Source organism: Escherichia sp. KTE159 (assembly GCF_000408805.1).
In the GTDB taxonomy this organism is placed as follows: Bacteria; Pseudomonadota; Gammaproteobacteria; order Enterobacterales; family Enterobacteriaceae; genus Escherichia; species Escherichia marmotae.
In genome coordinates, this window is record NZ_KE137292.1 from 1,633,801 (window position 1) to 1,651,606 (window position 17,806).

Genomic DNA, 17,806 nt, shown 5'->3' on the forward strand with positions numbered 1-17,806 from the left:
GCTCTCTGATAAATCGACATTGCTAATGTTTAAAATGAAGGTAACGCTCTGAAACGTCGTGGGAATTGATAACGATCAAGTGTGGAGGGGATGAAAAATAAAGTAATTTCCTAATATACCCCTTTGGGGTAATTAAAATGTTTCACCTAACATATTGTAAGTTAATAACTTTTACATCTAAGCACATTTAAACGCTTCGGATTTTTATACAGGTGGGTATTAAGGAGTATCCCCCATGGATGACATATTAATGATGCTTAATGACGCCGTTGAAATAATTATCCCTCTGAAAGTATGTTGTAACTAAATGACAAATAAAAAAAGCGCGACATTACGCCGCGCAAAGGATAATCAAATATTACGATTTATTTTTTAGAATGCCGACCATATACCACCCAGGTAATTACCACGCAGGCGATATAGAAAATCAAAAATACTTTCATTGCACCGACTGGCGAACCCGTTAATGCCAGTGAGCTACCGAACGCTTTCGGGATAAAGAAGCCACCGATAGCACCAATGGCAGAGATAAAGCCCAGCGCCGCTGCAGTGTCGGTTGCTGCCTCACGCATAGCGCGTTCGTCAGAACCACCTTCTGCTTTCACGCGATCCATCGTCAGTTTACGGAAAATCACGGAAATCATCTGGAAGGTGGAACCACTCCCCAGCCCCGCCGTCAGGAACAGCGCGAGGAAGACCGCGAAGAACGCCATGAAACTTCCGCCCTGCCCGTCAGTCGGTAAGGTGAGGAACAGCAGGCCGCTGAAAATCGCCATCAGGACAAAGTTCACCAGCGTTACACGGGTGCCGCCGAGACGGTCAGACAGTGCCCCTCCCGCAGAACGTGCCAGTGCGCCAATAAACGGTCCGAAGAAGGCGTAGTGCAGAATCTGCACATCCGGGAACTGCGTTTTTGACAGCATGGCAAAACCCGCAGAGAAGCCGATGAAGGAGCCGAAAGTCGCCAGATACAGCAGGCTCATAATCCACAGATGACCCCGTTTGAGTACCGGCAACTGCTCCTTGATGGAGGCTTTCGAGGTAGCAAGGTCGTTCATGCCAAACCACGCCGCAATGGTGAAGATGGCGAGGAACGGCACCCATATCCAGGAGGCGTTAGCCAGATACAATTCGCTGCCATCCGGTTGTGTTACGCCCTGGCTACCAAATGCAGCAAAAATCGACAGTGATACCACCAGCGGAGCAACCAACTGCATAACGCTGACGCCCATGTTACCCAGACCACCATTCAGGCCCAGCGCGCCACCCTGTTTCTGCTTCGGAAAAAAGAAGCTGATGTTTGCCATACTGGAAGCGAAGTTCGCGCCAGCAAAGCCGCACAGCAAAGAAATGATGATAAATACGCTGTATGGCGTAGTGGTATCCTGCACGGCAAAACCCAGCCAGACACAAGGAATAATCAGAATACCAGTACTAAACGCCGTCCAGCGACGCCCACCGAAGATTGGAACCATAAAGGAGTATGGTACCCGCAATAATGCGCCAGAAACCGAAGGTAGTGCGGTTAAAAGAAATAGCTGATCGGTCGTAAAATTAAAGCCGACTTTCGGTAAGTTCACCGCGACAGCACTGAATAACATCCATACGCAAAACGCCAGCAGCAGACAGGGAACGGAAATCCACAGGTTGCGGCTGGCAATACGTTGACCGCGTTGTTGCCAGAACGCAGGATCTTCCGGTCGCCAATCTGTAATGACAGCTCCAGTAGCCCTTTCGGGGGCGGATGAGTGACTCATAGACACCTCTGATACTCGTTTCGATGTCTGCCACCTTAGTGGCTGTAGCTAAAGGTAATTTGATATAAATCAAACGACAATATAACTTTATCTATCATTGATATTTATCATTACCCATAGTGAGTACAGAGATTTCATAAAAATTATGAGATTTTTCACGGCGCTGTAAAATCCCTACCCTTACTGATGTAAAACGCCTAACCACACGGCAAATAAGGAGTAACTCTTTCCGGGTATGGGTATACTTCAGCCAATAGCTGAGAATAATGCCATTTCAGAATGTATCATCACATTCATTAAGGTTATTGCTCATTCAAAGCCTGAAGGAAGAGGTTTACATGCTTAAACGTTGTCTCTCTCCGCTCACCCTGGTCAATCAGGTTGCGCTTATTGTTTTGCTTTCTACCGCCATTGGACTGGCGGGGATGGCTGTTTCTGGCTGGCTGGTGCAAGGCGTTCAGGGCAGCGCTCATGCCATCAACAAAGCAGGATCGCTGCGTATGCAAAGTTACCGCCTGCTGGCAGCGGTGCCATTAAGCGAGAAAGACACGCCGTTGCTAAAAGAGATGGAGCAAACCGCCTTTAGCCCAGAATTAAGCCGTGCCGCAGAACGCGACGGGCAACAGGAACAACTAAAAAGTTTGCAGGAGTACTGGCGCAATGAACTCGTTCCAGGACTATTACGTGCGCAAACCAGAGAAACCGTATCGGCAGACGTCAGTCAGTTTGTTGCCGGGCTGGATCAGTTAGTCTCAGGTTTTGATCACACCACTGAAATGCGCATTGAGACGGTAGTGATGGTCCACCGGGTGATGGCGGTGTTTATGACATTGCTCTTGGTCTTCACCATTATCTGGCTGCGAGCGCGACTGCTGCAACCGTGGCGGCAATTGCTGGCGATGGCGAGTGCGGTAAGTCACCGTGATTTTAGCCAGCGGGCACATATCAGCGGTCGCAATGAAATGGCGATGTTAGGAACAGCGCTGAACAATATGTCTGCGGAACTGGCGGAGAGTTATGCCGTACTTGAGCAGCGAGTACGGGAAAAAACCGCCGGTCTGGAACATAAAAATCAGATCCTCTCTTTTTTGTGGCAGGCTAACCGTCGTTTGCATTCTCGCGCCCCGCTGTGTGAACGCCTGTCTCCCGTACTCAACGGCTTACAAAATTTAACCCTACTGCGTGATATCGAACTGCGGGTGTATGACACTGAAGATGAAGAGAACCATCAGGAGTTCACCTGCCAGTCGGATATGACCTGCGACGACAAAGGCTGCCAACTCTGCCCGCGCGGCGTATTACCTGTTGGCGATCGCGGCACGACCCTGAAATGGCGACTGACCGATTCTCATATGCAGTACGGAATTTTGCTGGCGACTCTGCCGCAGGGCCGCCATCTAAGCCATGATCAACAGCAACTGGTGGATACGCTGGTTGAGCAATTAACCGCCACTCTGGCACTGGATCGCCATCAGGAACGCCAGCAGCAGTTGATCGTGATGGAAGAGCGTGCCACCATTGCGCGCGAACTGCATGATTCTATTGCCCAATCTCTCTCTTGCATGAAGATGCAGGTGAGTTGTTTACAGATGCAAGGCGACGCGCTGCCAGAAAGCAGCCGCGACCTGTTAAGCCAGATCCGTAACGAACTGAATGCTTCCTGGGCGCAGTTGCGTGAGCTGCTCACCACATTCCGTTTACAGCTCACCGAACCGGGGTTACGCCCGGCACTGGAAGCAAGTTGTGAAGAATACAGCGCCAAATTTGGCTTTCCGGTGAAGCTGGATTACCAATTGCCACCGCGCCTGGTGCCTTCGCATCAGGCAATCCATCTGTTGCAAATTGCCCGTGAGGCATTAAGTAACGCCCTCAAACATTCGCAAGCGAGCGAGGTCGTGGTAACAGTGGCGCAAAACGATAATCAGGTCAAACTGACCGTCCAGGATAACGGCTGCGGAGTGCCTGAAAATGCCATCCGCAGCAATCACTACGGCATGATAATTATGCGTGACCGTGCGCAAAGTCTGCGTGGCGACTGCCGCGTCCGCCGTCGTGAATCAGGTGGCACCGAAGTGGTGGTCACTTTTATTCCCGAAAAAAATTTCACAGACGTCCAAGGAGATACCCATGAGTAATCAGGAACCGGCTACTATCCTGCTGATCGACGATCACCCGATGCTGCGAACTGGCGTAAAACAGCTTATCAGCATGGCCCCCGATATCACCGTGGTTGGCGAAGCAAGTAATGGCGAGCAGGGTATTGAACTGGCGGAATCTCTCGATCCGGATCTGATTCTGCTTGATCTGAATATGCCCGGCATGAACGGTCTGGAAACGCTGGATAAACTGCGTGAAAAATCTTTATCCGGTCGCATTGTGGTATTCAGCGTCTCTAACCATGAAGAGGACGTGGTCACCGCCCTGAAACGCGGCGCAGATGGCTATCTGTTAAAAGATATGGAGCCGGAAGATCTGTTGAAAGCGTTACATCAGGCTGCTGCTGGCGAAATGGTATTAAGCGAGGCGTTAACCCCCGTTCTGGCCGCCAGCCTGCGTGCTAACCGCGCGACTACTGAACGCGACGTCAACCAGTTAACACCGCGCGAGCGCGATATTCTGAAGCTGATTGCTCAGGGCTTACCGAATAAGATGATTGCCCGCCGACTGGACATCACAGAAAGCACGGTAAAAGTACATGTGAAGCACATGCTGAAAAAAATGAAGCTCAAATCTCGTGTGGAAGCCGCGGTATGGGTGCATCAGGAACGTATTTTCTGATTATGGTTCCCAGCGCAGTTCGTCCTTTGCCATCGCATCGAAAGGTTCGGCAAGCGTTAGCGTGATCTCATTGGAGGAGACACGCTGTCCCTGGTTATCTTCCACCACCACCGACAATCGCCAGTGATTGCTCGCCCCTTCCCCGCTCTGCCAGTCCGGCATGATCAGCGTCCAGCCATCCGTACTGTTGGCAGTTGCTCCCGACGTCAGACTTAACATCTGCGTATCTCCCTGCCAGATCAATTGGCGAATACCGTAACGACTGTGGATTTGTAATTTCAGCGGTACAGATTCGCCGGGTTTAAGATCCCAGGGCGGTGTCGCCAGAAACACCGTTAAAGTTTTACGCTGATGATACTCAATAACCGGCAAATTATTTCGCTGCGGATTGTCATAGCGACTACCGCGCAGCGACTGACTTTCCGCAACTTCACCAGCAGACAGTTGTTTATTGAGCGGCACGCCAAAACGGTAGTTAATATTCAGTCCGAGGTTATTTTGGCGTTCTCCACTTTCGCCTTGTTTATGCTGGGCGGTCACTGTGACGAGTGGCACAGGTGTGTAATTTAGCCCCAGACTCAAGGCAACTGGATTGTGATACCCCGTGCCAGAGTTAAACAGATCAACACTCTGGCCAAAATATTGTTCGACGCTGACGCTGGTGTTGATATGTTGGTAAAACGGCATTCGCATTCGGGCGGTCAGATCGTAACCGCGCGCCATACGTTGCTCAAGCGAAGCTGTCTGTTCACGCCATGAGGCAAAAGGCTGATAATAATTTGCCGACAGGCGCAGATATTCTCCCCAGGCTTCAGCACCAAAGCCTGCCCGCTGAAGATTTTCATCCAACAAGTTGTCATAAAACGTGTTGTATCCCATCAACCACGAGCCATGCTTCCAGCGTTGACCCACGCCAAGATTACTTACCAGACCATCGTCCTGCTGGGTCAGTCCAACCTGGCTCCATGTGAGATAGCGCTCGTTATCCAGCAACGGTACAAACCAGCTTCCCCGACTTCCGGTGAAATGTCCTTCGTTATCCACTTTGACGTCAACACTGGCGTTCCCCCACGGCGAAAGCCAGGATTCTACATGCTGATTAACCTGCTGGCTAAGCGCATCACGGACTTTTCCCAGCGCAAAGGCTTTCGCTTGTTCGCCTGTATCCTGACCGTTATCCGTCATACTGGTTTCACCAAAATCTTTCACAATTTCAGCGAAGTGTTTTTCACCGTCATGATTTTCCGGTGCCATTCCTAAATCCGGCAGACCATCATTATCGTTATCAAAAGGATTTGTCGATTGCTGCTCAAAGGATGGCTGTGCATCAGCCATACCGCCTGCCAGCAGCAAGAGTAAAAAAAGCGGGATAACACGAAAGACGATACGGCTCAAAACGTCAGTAGTTTCCGATAAAAATGAACACTCATTACTTTATAGAATAACGATTACTGGTAACTTTTCTCGTACTTTCTCACGCTTTATGGAAAATCCTAAAAATGCGGCAAATTGGTCAGACAGCACAAAAACAGTAAGATATAAATAGAAAGTCTAATTCTCTGAATACAGGAGTGAATAATGCAAAAAATCGTGATCGTTGCCAATGGAGCCCCCTACGGGAGTGAATCCTTATTTAACAGCCTGCGGCTGGCCATTGCGCTACGAGAGCAGAAGAGCGACCTGGATCTGCGTCTGTTTCTGATGTCTGATGCGGTCACTGCCGGATTGCGCGGACAAAAACCAGGGGAAGGCTACAATATTCAGCAAATGCTGGAGATCCTCACGGCGCAAAATGTACCCGTGAAACTGTGCAAGACCTGCACCGATGGTCGCGGCATCAGCCCACTTCCGCTGATTGACGGGGTTGAAATTGGCACTCTGGTCGAACTGGCGCAATGGACGCTGGCAGCCGATAAAGTGCTCACATTTTAATGTCTGGCGGGGCGTCCGACGCCCCACTATGACAGATGTTTCATCAGGCAAATCCTGGCCGTAACACACCATCCGGAAAATTATCCGCCAGCAGTTTTTTCACCGACACTAGCAAATCATTTAACCCGTCATCCTGCATCCCCAGCTTGATAAGCTCTTGTTCCAGTGAAAACAGGTATTGTGCGTTGGTTCCCAGCGGACCGCTCGCTGCCGCAATCAACGGCGCGATGACCTGAGCACGAGTGTCGGATTCATATTCTGGATGCCGTGGATCCATAATAAATACCAGTGCGTTTACTGTGCGCCCGTCATCAAGATCAAGCTGGCACCAGGTTGGCAGATAACAGCCAGTAATCATCTCCCGCTTCCACAGCAAAGTCAGTTCCTGCTCGAGCGACCCTTCCGGTAAGCGATACGCCACCCCTGTGGTGCGACCGCCCTCTTTCAGGGCAAGCATCCGTCCCGGCTGGTGCACTGTCCCGCGCCCCGCGGTCAGACGCAGGCAAAACGCCCGGTGCCACCCAACCAGCGTACCGGTACACGACTCGATAAACTCCAGCGCCGGATTCCACATCAGCGACCCATAGCCGAAGATCCACACCGGTCCGTTATCAGGACGGCAAGCCAGCGTCGCCGCCAGCGAGGCCGCCCGTTGTTCTGCTGACCATAAGAGTGATTCTTCAATGGCACCAAATGCCGTTTTACAATCGGCATTCATTAAGAAATCACGCGTTATCACCTTATACCTCCGCCACTGCATACTTCCTTGCGACAACTTATTGGTGTCTTCCGGACATTTTTACTGCTCATTTTGAAACCACTCTCGGGACAATATGCATTTCTCAGACCACTTGCAAGGCGACGCCGCACGAATAGCTTTAGTTCATCTCTGGGGATTACTCTTTTTTATGCCATTTATCATCATCCCCTTTGGCATATTCATGTTTCACTGCGGACCAGGCCACTTTATGCGCTGTCTCTTCACGACTGGCGTCATCACGCCGATCTTCTTTATCTTTATATTGATCCCAGGCGCTGTTGAATGCCTCTTTATAGATATCCTGGGCATGAGACGGTAGAACGTGTTTTACATTTTCTGGCAGATCGCTTTTTGTTTTATACGGCATTATTGACTCCTTTTTAAAGGTGAACTTTAAGTGTGGTCAACAATACCCACGCTTGCCAGCGTATAAGAATTCCTACGTTAGAATCTTCTTAAGAGACGCTAATACAAACATTGGCTAAACGCGTTGATTATTTTTATCCCCCAAAGAGTAAAAAAGCGGCAGCGGGGTAAAATTTCGTAAAATGTTACCGATATCCAGACACTTTCTGTTATTTTTTCCACCGATTTATTACATTTCCGACAAATTCATCTGCAAAGGGATAACCATAATGACAAATGCTCACGAGGCGGTAAAAACCCGCCACAAGGAGACCTCGCTTATTTTCCCGGTTCTGGCGCTGGTGGTGCTGTTCCTGTGGGGAAGCGCTCAGACACTACCAGTGGTCATTGCCATCAACCTTCTTGCGCTTATTGGTATTTTAAGCAGTGCCTTTAGTGTTGTCCGTCATGCTGACGTATTAGCGCATCGCCTGGGTGAACCTTATGGTTCTCTTATTCTTAGCCTTTCAGTGGTTATTCTTGAAGTCAGTCTGATCTCAGCCTTAATGGCGACCGGCGATGCCGCGCCGACGTTAATGCGAGATACGCTCTATTCAATCATTATGATTGTTACCGGTGGGCTGGTTGGTTTTTCATTACTGTTGGGCGGACGCAAATTTGCCACCCAATATATGAATCTGTTTGGTATTAAACAGTATTTGATCGCCCTGTTTCCGCTGGCAATTATTGTGCTGGTATTCCCGATGGCTCTGCCTGCGGCGAATTTCTCAACCGGTCAGGCGTTACTGGTGGCATTAATTTCCGCGGCAATGTACGGCGTATTTTTGCTGATTCAGACCAAAACGCACCAGAGTCTGTTTGTCTATGAGCACGAGGATGACAGCGATGATGACGATCCGCACCACGGCAAACCGTCTGCCCATAGCAGTCTGTGGCATGCTGTCTGGTTGATTATCCATCTGATAGCAGTGATTGCAGTCACCAAAATGAACGCCAGCCCACTGGAAACGCTCCTCACCAGCATGAATGCCCCGGTGGCCTTTACCGGTTTCCTGGTGGCACTGTTGATTCTTTCGCCGGAAGGTTTAGGGGCGTTAAAAGCCGTATTAAACAACCAGGTCCAGCGTGCGATGAATCTGTTCTTTGGTTCGGTATTAGCGACAATTTCACTGACCGTACCTGTCGTAACGCTGATCGCCTTTCTGACGGGCAACGAATTGCAGTTTGCTCTTGGTGCACCGGAGATGGTGGTGATGGTGGCCTCTTTAGTACTGTGTCATATCTCATTCTCCACCGGGCGTACTAACGTCCTCAACGGCGCAGCGCATCTGGCTCTGTTTGCCGCCTATTTGATGACGATATTTGCCTGACATTGATATCTTGATATCTCCCCTGATGACAGAGATCGGGGGAGATAAGAAAAATCCCTCCGTGTTTCATCTCTTTTGACCTTCCTGAGTAATTCATTAATCAGAATTGCGAGCCTGTGCCACCGCTTGCACGAAATCACTGCAACAGTTGGTGAAAATCCGGAATGCACTCTTCATTACGAACGTTTCAGGGGTGAAGTAAAGAAGATTTGAAGTGTAGTATCCACGCCAAGCCGGAGTTATCCGGTGAGGCGCAATGTTGTGGGGGCTTTATCCCTGGCGGCATTGGTTGCTGGAAAGAGAAAACCCCCGCACGTTGAGAGGTCAAACCTGACAACAGAACGGGGGCTAATCTTGAAACCAGACACTTCAAGAATAGCCGCAAAACGTTGTCATTACAACAAAAAGGCGGCTATATGACGCTCGCGCAGTTTGCCATGACTTTCTGGCACGACCTGGCAGCACCGATCCTTGCGGGAATTATCACCGCAGCGATTGTCGGCTGGTGGCGTAACCGGAAATAAGGTGAAGACGGGTGTCAGGCTGCCGTGATGGCAATATGCGCCCGAAACCGGCCGCAGGAGTAACAACCTGCGGCCTTTTTTGTATCCTTTGGCCATAAAAAACTGCACCTTAATCAGTTGGGTGTCCAACTTTTGGGGTGCAGCCAAAACGCTAAGGCTTTTGTTTTTAAGCAAAAAGATTACTTGCTGGTATCGAGTTCTTCGAAACCTTTAACCAGCTCATCAATTGCTTTCATCTGCTTGAGGAATGGTTCCAGTTTCGCCAGCGGCAGCGCGGATGGACCATCGCATTTCGCATGTTCCGGATCCGGATGCGCTTCAATAAACAAACCAGCCAGACCTACTGCCATACCGGCACGTGCCAGTTCGGCCACCTGGGCACGACGACCACCGGAAGCTGCACCAAACGGATCGCGGCATTGCAGTGCGTGGGTAACGTCGAAAATTACCGGCGAGTTGCCAGACACTTTCTTCATTACGCTGAAGCCCAGCATATCGACAACCAGGTTGTCATAACCGAAGTTAGCGCCACGATCGCAAAGAATAACTTTTTCGTTGCCGCCTTCTTTGAATTTATCAACGATGTTACCCATCTGGCCTGGGCTGACAAACTGTGGTTTCTTGACGTTAATTACCGCACCAGTTTTCGCCATGGCTTCCACCAGATCGGTCTGGCGAGCAAGAAACGCCGGTAGCTGAATCACATCCACAACATCAGCAACAGGCTGTGCCTGGCTTGGCTCGTGAACGTCGGTGATAATTTTTACGCCAAAAGTTTGCTTCAGCTCCTGGAAGATTTTCATCCCTTCTTCCAGGCCCGGCCCACGATAAGAGTGGATGGAGGAGCGGTTGGCTTTGTCAAAAGAGGCTTTGAACACGTAAGGGATACCCAATTTCTGGGTTACGGTTACGTAGTGCTCGCAAATGCGCATCGCCAGATCGCGGGATTCCAGCACGTTCATACCGCCAAACAGCACGAACGGCAGGTCATTTGCTACGTTGATGTCGCCAATGCTAACCACTTTTTGTTTCATAGGATCGCCTTAATCTTAAGTAAAATGTCGATTAATTAATGCAGCACAATATGTTTATGCGCGATGTTATTAATTTGCGCACGGATCATTTCGCTGATCGGGTCTTCCGGACACTGTTCAACGAAATAACTTAAATCATTCAACGCAACGTGTTCGCAATCCAGTTGCGCATAAATCAACCCGCGATCGCGAATTTCATACGGATCTTCCGGGTTGAACTGTAATAAGGCTTCGCTGGTGCGTAATGCAAGTTCCATCTGGTTTTCTTCCATCAGTGATGCTTTCAGCGTATCCAACAGCTTGCGGATAACCTCAATGTTATCTGCTTCATCCAGGTCTTCATAAAACAGTTCCGCAGATGGGCTGATATTTCCCTTTAACCATATATCCAGCATATGTTCGCTTAACGATTCGCCGTTAAAAGGGTTAATCAGCCAAATTTCGCCATCCGAACATTCAATGCGCAAAATAAGCTGCGTCGGGAAAATCACCGGCAGTAGCGGCAAATCGAGACGATTAGCGACCCACAACAAAATGGCACCTAACGATACCGCACTGCCCTGCCTGTTCTTCAACACATGGTCAAGCCATAAAGCATCGGAGAGGCGATAAACACCGCGTGAGGCTTTAAACCCCCATTCGCCGTAAAACAGCGCGATCAATTTTTCCAACTGCTCTTCTAAAGGTAGAAGCTGGTTAATTTCTTCCTTCGCCAGACTAACGAGACGCTCCAGTTCGTCGTATACATCTTGCGAGGGAAAATCGCGGCGGATTACTTCGCAAGCCAGGATCATGCCTTCGCACAGCGGCGCTTTATTAAATTCGAAATCAGCTAACGATCTCATGACTTACCCCAGTAACGGTACTTTTGTGGTGGCGAGTTTAATGATGATGTACAGCACCACCAGCGCCAGCGGGAAGGTAATAATGCGCACCTGCTGACTGTGCACCCGACGGTAATCGAGAGCAATAAAACCCAAAACGATATAAATGATAACTCCAAACAGCTTTTCAGTCAGCCATTGTGCCTGCCCGGAAAATGGCAGGATGTGCGCTTTAGCCATCAGCGCAACGCCGCTGAACAATAACACTGTATCAATAACTGGCGGCAATACTCGCGTCCAGCGAGCAAATGCCAGTGAATGCTCCTGGTAGCGTAACCAAAAACGCAGGGCTAAAAAGCCGACAGAAAGCACGATACTGATGAGATGAACGCAAAGCAGCGTGTTGAAACTTGTCATCGATAATAGCGACCAAGCGTCACGCGCTCGTTATCACCGTAGTCACGACAGGTTTCGACATCACGATAACCCGCCTGCATAAATGCCTGCCGCACCACTTCACCCTGCTGCCAGCCATGTTCCAGAAGCAGAAATCCGCCGGATGCAAGTGCATTACGCGACTGTTCGATGATGTGAACGATATCAGCCATACCGCTGTCTGCCGCAACCAGCGCCGACAACGGCTCAAAGCGGACATCGCCTTGTTGAAGATGTGGATCCTGCTCGTCGATATACGGTGGATTGCTAACAATCATCGCAAACTGCTGCTCGTCAAGTGCACTAAACCAGTCGCTTTGCAGGATATGGATATTTTTAATCGCCAGATGCTGTGCATTGCGCTTTGCAAGGGCAACTGCATCAGGCATTCGGTCAACCGCCGTAACATCACAATCCGGGCGTTCACTGGCCAATGCCAGGGCTATCGCCCCGGTGCCAGTACCAAGATCGAGAATGCGACAAGGCCGTTCAGGCAAGCGTGTCAGCGCCTGTTCTACCAGACATTCGGTGTCCGGACGAGGAATCAAAGTCGCTGGCGAAACAAACAACGGCAACGACCAGAATTCACGCACACCGGTTAAATGAGCAACGGGTTCACCGGCGCGACGACGCGCCAGCAGCGCGTCGAGTTGCTCTCGTTGCTCGTCAGTCAGGTGCGTTTCACCAAAGGCGAGAATGTAAGTGCGTCCCTTGCCGGTAACATGTTCCAACAAAATTTCAGCATCGCGTCGCGGGCTTTCACTCGCCTGAAGTTGGTTTATTGCTTCGCGCAACCAGTGTTGATATTCCATTATTCTTGCTCGGACAACGCCGCAAGTTGGTCAGCCTGATGTTCCTGAATAATCGGTTCAATCAGCATATCCAGCTTACCTTCCATCACTTCATCCAGACGGTAGAGCGTCAGGTTGATACGGTGATCGGTGACGCGCCCCTGTGGGAAGTTATAGGTACGGTTACGGTCGCTGCGATCGCCACTCCCCAGCAGGTTACGGCGTGTCGAGGCTTCCGCCTGCTGGCGTTTTGCCATTTCCGCCGCATGGATGCGAGCACCGAGCACTGAAAGCGCCTTCGCTTTGTTTTTATGCTGTGAACGTTCATCCTGACATTCAACAACGATGCCGGTCGGCAAGTGGGTAATACGGATTGCCGAATCGGTGGTGTTAACGTGCTGACCTCCCGCTCCTGAAGAGCGGAAAGTATCAATGCGCAAATCCGCCGGGTTGATATCTGGCAGTTCCGCTTCTGGCAGTTCCGGCATTACAGCAACGGTACAAGCAGAAGTATGGATCCGCCCCTGCGATTCCGTGGCAGGGACTCGCTGCACGCGATGACCACCGGATTCAAATTTCAACCGACCATACACACCATCGCCGCTGATTTTAGCAATGATCTCTTTATAACCACCATGTTCACCCTCACTGGCGCTCATGATTTCCACACGCCAGCGACGGGTTTCCGCGTAGCGGCTGTACATGCGGAACAGATCGCCAGCAAACAACGCGGCTTCATCGCCGCCGGTTCCGGCGCGCACTTCGAGGAAGGCGTTGCGTTCGTCATCAGGATCTTTTGGCAGCAAAAGAACCTGAAGTTGTTGTTCCAGTTGCTCGCTTTTCTCTTTCGCTTCGCGCAGTTCATCCTGCGCCATCTCACGCATTTCTGGATCGTCGAGCATCATCTGTGCGGTTTCGATATCTTCCTGCACTTGTTGCCAGTCGGTGAAACAGCGCGAAACATCACTTAACTGCGCATATTCACGAGATAATGCGCGAAAACGATCCTGGTCAGCGATGGTTTGCGCATCACCCAGCAATGCCTGAACTTCTTCATGGCGTTCATGCAGGGCTTCCAGTTTGGCAACGATAGAAGGCTTCATAGGCGTAAATGCACCCTGTAAAAAAAGAAAATGATGTACTGCTACTCCAGCCCGAGGCTGTCGCGCAGAATATTCAGGCGTTCGTTATCCCCGTCACGGGCGGCCTGTTGGAGTGATTTCGTTGGCGCATGGATCAGGCGGTTAGTCAGTTTCCATGCCAGATCCTGCATAATGGCTTGCGCGTCGCCGCCTTGTTCAAGAGCCGCTAACGCTTTGGCGGTTAACTCATCGCGAACCTGCTCTGCCTGACTGCGATAATCGCGAATGGTTTCACTGGCGCTTTGTGCACGCAGCCACGCCATAAATTCGCTGGCTTCCTGAGCGACGATGGTTTCCGCCTCCACGGCGGCAGCTTTACGCTGTGCCAGATTGTGCGAAATGATGCTTTGCAGATCATCAACGCTGTAAAGGTAGGCGTTCGCCAGTTTGCCGACTTCCGGCTCGACATCGCGCGGAACGGCAATATCCACCAGCAGCATCGGTTGATTGCGACGGCTTTTTAATGCACGCTCCACCATGCCTTTACCGATGATCGGCAATGGGCTGGCGGTAGAACTAATGATGATATCGGCTTCACGCAGACGTTCATCGATGTCGCTCAATGCAATCACTTCCGCGCCAACTTCATCTGCCAAAATTTGTGCTCGTTCGCGAGTACGGTTGGCGATAATCATCTTCTGCACTTTATGTTCGCGCAGATGACGTGCCACCAGCTCAATAGTTTCGCCCGCCCCCACCAGTAATACCGTCACCGTAGAGAGTGATTCAAAGATCTGTCGCGCCAGTGTACAAGCCGCAAAAGCGACAGACACGGCACTGGCACCAATATCTGTTTCGGTACGAACGCGTTTCGCTACAGAAAAAGATTTCTGGAACATGCGCTCCAGTTCGCTCGCCTTCATATGGCCTTTTTGCGAATCGGCAAACGCTTTTTTCACCTGGCCGAGAATTTGCGGCTCGCCCAGAACCAGTGAATCCAGACCACTGGCGACACGCATTAAGTGGCTAACCGCATCGTTATCCTGATGCCAGTAGAGGCTATTACGCAGATCTTCTTCATTAAGATTATGGTAATCGCACAACCAGCGAATAAGCGCCTCTTGCAGGTTATCCTGTTCTTCAACGCTAAGATAAAGTTCTGTGCGGTTACACGTCGACAGCACCACGCCGCCCTGCACCATCGGCTGCGCGAGCAGGCTGTCCAGCGCCTGATCGAGCTTATCCGGCGAAAACGATACACGTTCTCGCAGCGATACAGGTGCCGTTTTATGGTTGATACCGAGTGCTAAAAGGGTCATGTCTGCGGGAAATAATACCAACGTTGATATGGTTAGTCTGCTCGCATCATACAGGATGCGCGGGATCAATAAAAGAGAGCGCCCCCTTTTGGAGTAATTGCCGAAACCCGTTAGATTCTGGCAATTAAGACAACTTGAACATAGACGATAGCGGACGGTAACGCTAGCATTAAGGGTTATAACTGCAACGTATCTCAAGGACTTGTCATCATTATGCCCCTGCCCGATTTTCGTCTTATCCACCTGCTACCGCTGGCAGCCCTCGTGCTCACTGCCTGTTCCGTTACCACGCCCAAAGGTCCAGGCAAAAGCCCGGATTCGCCACAGTGGCGTCAGCATCAGCAAGACGTTCGTAATCTTAATCAGTATCAGACTCGCGGTGCGTTTGCTTATATTTCCGATCAACAGAAAGTCTACGCCCGCTTTTTCTGGCAGCAAACCGGTCAGGATCGTTACCGTCTGCTGCTGACTAACCCATTGGGCAGCACCGAGCTGGAGCTGAATGCGCAACCAGGTAACGTGCAGTTAGTGGATAACAAAGGCCAGCGCTACACCGCTGATGATGCCGAAGAGATGATAGGCAAATTGACCGGAATGCCAATACCGCTCAATAGTCTGCGTCAGTGGATTTTAGGTTTGCCGGGAGACGCGACCGACTACAAACTGGACGATCAATATCGCCTGAGTGAAATCACCTACAGCCAGAACGGCAAAAACTGGAAAGTGGTATACGGTGGTTATGACACTAAAACGCAACCAGCGATGCCTGCCAATATGGAGCTCACCGACGGTGGTCAGCGCATCAAGTTAAAAATGGATAACTGGATAGTGAAATAATGCGGACTCAGTGGCCTTCTCCGGCAAAACTTAATCTGTTTTTATACATTACCGGTCAGCGTGCGGACGGCTACCACACGTTGCAAACGCTGTTTCAGTTTCTTGATTACGGCGACACCATCAACATTGAACTTCGTGACGATGGGGAAATTCGCCTGTTAACGCCCGTTGAAGGCGTGGAAAACGAAGATAACCTGATTGTTCGCGCGGCACGCTTGCTGATGAAAACAGCAGCCGCCAGCGGGCGTCTTCCGGCGGGAAGCGGTGCAGATATCAGTATTGACAAGCGTTTGCCGATGGGCGGTGGTCTGGGCGGCGGTTCATCCAATGCCGCGACTGTTCTGGTGGCGTTAAATCATCTCTGGCAATGTGGACTCAGCATCGAGGAGCTGGCGAAAATGGGGCTGACGCTGGGCGCTGATGTGCCTGTCTTTGTGCGTGGTCATGCTGCTTTTGCCGAAGGCGTTGGCGAAATATTAACACCGGTGGATCCGCCAGAAAAATGGTATCTGGTAGCGCACCCTGGTGTGAGTATTCCGACACCGGTAATTTTTAAAGATCCCGAACTCCCGCGCAACACGCCGAAAAGGTCAATAGAAACGTTGCTAAAATGTGAATTTAGCAATGATTGCGAGGTTATCGCAAGAAAACGTTTTCGCGAGGTTGATGCGGTGCTTTCCTGGCTGTTAGAATACGCCCCGTCGCGCCTGACTGGGACAGGGGCCTGTGTCTTTGCTGAATTTGATACAGAGTCTGAAGCCCGCCAGGTGCTAGAGCAAGCCCCGGAATGGCTCAATGGCTTTGTGGCGAAAGGCGTCAACCTTTCCCCATTGCACAGAGCCATGCTTTAAGCCGGGCAAGCTGAGTTTCGGTGACAACGTCACCTTGTTCCAGACGTTGCATCGCGCTCTTTAATACACCGCCTGGAAAGAATATTGCCTGGCCCGCACAGTTTTCGGCAGATTCTTTCCACCAATGGACGCATGCCTGAGGTTCTTCTCGTGCCTGATATGAAGCTTTTTGCTGGTAACGCCACCCCGGAACTAGCACAACGTATTGCCAACCGCCTGTACACTTCACTCGGCGACGCCGCTGTAGGTCGCTTTAGCGACGGCGAAGTCAGCGTACAAATCAACGAAAATGTACGCGGTGGTGATATTTTCATCATCCAGTCCACTTGTGCCCCTACTAACGACAACCTGATGGAATTAGTCGTTATGGTTGATGCCCTGCGTCGTGCTTCCGCAGGTCGTATCACCGCTGTTATCCCCTACTTTGGCTATGCGCGCCAGGACCGTCGCGTCCGTTCCGCTCGTGTACCAATCACTGCGAAAGTGGTTGCAGACTTCCTCTCCAGCGTCGGTGTTGACCGTGTGCTGACAGTGGATCTGCACGCTGAACAGATTCAGGGTTTCTTCGACGTTCCGGTTGATAACGTATTTGGTAGCCCGATCCTGCTGGAAGACATGCTGCAGCTGAATCTGGATAACCCGATTGTGGTTTCTCCGGACATCGGCGGCGTTGTGCGTGCCCGCGCTATCGCTAAGCTGTTGAACGATACCGATATGGCAATCATCGATAAACGTCGTCCGCGTGCGAACGTTTCCCAGGTGATGCATATCATCGGTGACGTTGCAGGTCGTGACTGCGTACTGGTCGATGACATGATCGACACTGGCGGTACGCTGTGTAAAGCTGCTGAAGCGCTGAAAGAACGTGGTGCTAAACGTGTATTTGCGTATGCGACTCACCCGATCTTCTCTGGCAACGCGGCGAACAACCTGCGTAACTCTGTAATTGATGAAGTCGTTGTCTGCGATACTATTCCGCTGAGCGATGAAATCAAATTACTGCCGAACGTGCGTACTCTGACCCTGTCAGGTATGCTGGCCGAAGCGATTCGTCGTATCAGCAACGAAGAATCGATCTCTGCTATGTTCGAACATTAATCGAACCCGGCTCAAAGACCCGCTGCGGCGGGTTTTTTTGTCTGTAAT

The 17,806-nt window shown here is 50.7% G+C and carries 18 protein-coding genes; 8 read left to right on the forward strand and 10 right to left on the reverse strand.

The window, feature by feature from the left end; translation table 11 throughout:
* Nucleotides 1-365 precede the first annotated feature (365 nt).
* Entirely contained in the window at nt 366-1,757 is a 1,392-nt protein-coding gene (gene narK, locus A31E_RS13765; RefSeq protein ID WP_000019812.1) for a nitrate transporter NarK, read from the reverse strand.
* 338 nt (nt 1,758-2,095) lie between these two features.
* Between narK and narX the strand changes: the two genes are divergently transcribed.
* Together narX and narL are read left to right on the forward strand one after the other, a co-directional pair.
* Entirely contained in the window at nt 2,096-3,892 is a 1,797-nt protein-coding gene (narX, locus tag A31E_RS13760) for a nitrate/nitrite two-component system sensor histidine kinase NarX (protein WP_000918090.1), read from the forward strand.
* Nucleotides 3,885-4,535 carry a two-component system response regulator NarL gene (narL, locus tag A31E_RS13755; protein WP_000070491.1) on the forward strand — a complete coding sequence of 217 codons (651 nt, stop codon included), beginning with the start codon at nt 3,885-3,887 and terminating at the stop codon, nt 4,533-4,535. The genes narX and narL overlap by 8 nt, the downstream gene beginning before the upstream one ends.
* Here narL and A31E_RS13750 read toward each other — a convergent pair whose 3' ends face one another.
* Entirely contained in the window at nt 4,536-5,930 is a 1,395-nt protein-coding gene (locus A31E_RS13750) for a YchO/YchP family invasin (RefSeq protein WP_016248766.1), read from the reverse strand.
* A gap of 183 nt (nt 5,931-6,113) precedes the next feature.
* On the opposite strand from A31E_RS13750, the gene ychN reads away from it, so the two are divergent.
* Nucleotides 6,114-6,467 carry a DsrE/F sulfur relay family protein YchN gene (gene ychN, locus A31E_RS13745; RefSeq protein ID WP_001169672.1) on the forward strand — a complete coding sequence of 118 codons (354 nt, stop codon included), beginning with the start codon at nt 6,114-6,116 and terminating at the stop codon, nt 6,465-6,467.
* Nucleotides 6,468-6,510: 43 nt separating this feature from the next.
* On the opposite strand, the gene chaC is transcribed toward ychN, so the two are convergent.
* The gene (chaC, locus tag A31E_RS13740; protein WP_016248767.1) at nt 6,511-7,206 is read right to left on the reverse strand and encodes a glutathione-specific gamma-glutamylcyclotransferase; all 696 of its coding nucleotides are present in this window, start codon (nt 7,204-7,206) and stop codon (nt 6,511-6,513) included.
* A gap of 157 nt (nt 7,207-7,363) precedes the next feature.
* Nucleotides 7,364-7,594, reverse strand: coding sequence for a putative cation transport regulator ChaB (chaB, locus tag A31E_RS13735; RefSeq protein WP_001146437.1), 231 nt, complete (start codon nt 7,592-7,594; stop codon nt 7,364-7,366).
* A 268-nt stretch (nt 7,595-7,862) separates the two neighbouring features.
* Here chaB and chaA point away from each other — a divergent pair, with 268 nt between their 5' ends.
* Together chaA and A31E_RS0122650 are read left to right on the forward strand one after the other, a co-directional pair.
* Complete coding sequence (gene chaA, locus A31E_RS13730; protein WP_001516524.1) at nt 7,863-8,963, forward strand: sodium-potassium/proton antiporter ChaA; 1,101 nt, start codon at nt 7,863-7,865, stop codon at nt 8,961-8,963.
* A gap of 416 nt (nt 8,964-9,379) precedes the next feature.
* Nucleotides 9,380-9,487, forward strand: coding sequence for a type I toxin-antitoxin system toxin Ldr family protein (locus A31E_RS0122650; RefSeq protein ID WP_000170963.1), 108 nt, complete (start codon nt 9,380-9,382; stop codon nt 9,485-9,487).
* 179 nt (nt 9,488-9,666) lie between these two features.
* Here A31E_RS0122650 and kdsA read toward each other — a convergent pair whose 3' ends face one another.
* The 6 genes from kdsA to hemA are packed head-to-tail and all read right to left on the reverse strand — an operon-like array spanning nt 9,667 to nt 14,972.
* Nucleotides 9,667-10,521: a 3-deoxy-8-phosphooctulonate synthase gene (gene kdsA, locus A31E_RS13725; protein ID WP_000811071.1), complete on the reverse strand. Its 855-nt coding sequence runs from the start codon at nt 10,519-10,521 to the stop codon at nt 9,667-9,669.
* 35 nt (nt 10,522-10,556) lie between these two features.
* Nucleotides 10,557-11,366, reverse strand: a complete 810-nt coding sequence (sirB1, locus tag A31E_RS13720; RefSeq protein WP_016248768.1) for an invasion regulator SirB1 — start codon at nt 11,364-11,366, stop codon at nt 10,557-10,559.
* A gap of 3 nt (nt 11,367-11,369) precedes the next feature.
* Nucleotides 11,370-11,762: an invasion regulator SirB2 gene (gene sirB2, locus A31E_RS13715; protein ID WP_000200357.1), complete on the reverse strand. Its 393-nt coding sequence runs from the start codon at nt 11,760-11,762 to the stop codon at nt 11,370-11,372.
* Entirely contained in the window at nt 11,759-12,592 is an 834-nt protein-coding gene (gene prmC, locus A31E_RS13710) for a peptide chain release factor N(5)-glutamine methyltransferase (RefSeq protein WP_000456440.1), read from the reverse strand. Before prmC ends, sirB2 begins: the two co-directional genes overlap by 4 nt.
* Nucleotides 12,592-13,674 carry a peptide chain release factor 1 gene (gene prfA / locus A31E_RS13705; protein WP_000804714.1) on the reverse strand — a complete coding sequence of 361 codons (1,083 nt, stop codon included), beginning with the start codon at nt 13,672-13,674 and terminating at the stop codon, nt 12,592-12,594. The genes prmC and prfA overlap by 1 nt, the downstream gene beginning before the upstream one ends.
* A 41-nt stretch (nt 13,675-13,715) precedes the next feature.
* Nucleotides 13,716-14,972 (reverse strand): glutamyl-tRNA reductase, encoded by a 1,257-nt coding sequence (hemA, locus tag A31E_RS13700; RefSeq protein ID WP_001516527.1) that lies wholly within the window; start codon nt 14,970-14,972, stop codon nt 13,716-13,718.
* Between the two features lie 213 nt (nt 14,973-15,185).
* Here hemA and lolB point away from each other — a divergent pair, with 213 nt between their 5' ends.
* The 3 genes from lolB to prs all read left to right on the forward strand — a co-directional run bounded on the left by lolB (nt 15,186) and on the right by prs (nt 17,758).
* A complete protein-coding gene (lolB, locus tag A31E_RS13695) occupies nt 15,186-15,809 on the forward strand; it encodes a lipoprotein insertase outer membrane protein LolB (RefSeq protein WP_016248769.1) in 624 nt (207 codons plus the stop codon).
* Nucleotides 15,809-16,660, forward strand: coding sequence for a 4-(cytidine 5'-diphospho)-2-C-methyl-D-erythritol kinase (gene ispE, locus A31E_RS13690; protein WP_001516528.1), 852 nt, complete (start codon nt 15,809-15,811; stop codon nt 16,658-16,660). The genes lolB and ispE overlap by 1 nt, the downstream gene beginning before the upstream one ends.
* Before the next feature lie 150 nt (nt 16,661-16,810).
* Entirely contained in the window at nt 16,811-17,758 is a 948-nt protein-coding gene (gene prs / locus A31E_RS13685) for a ribose-phosphate diphosphokinase (RefSeq protein ID WP_001516529.1), read from the forward strand.
* Nucleotides 17,759-17,806: the final 48 nt, after the last annotated feature.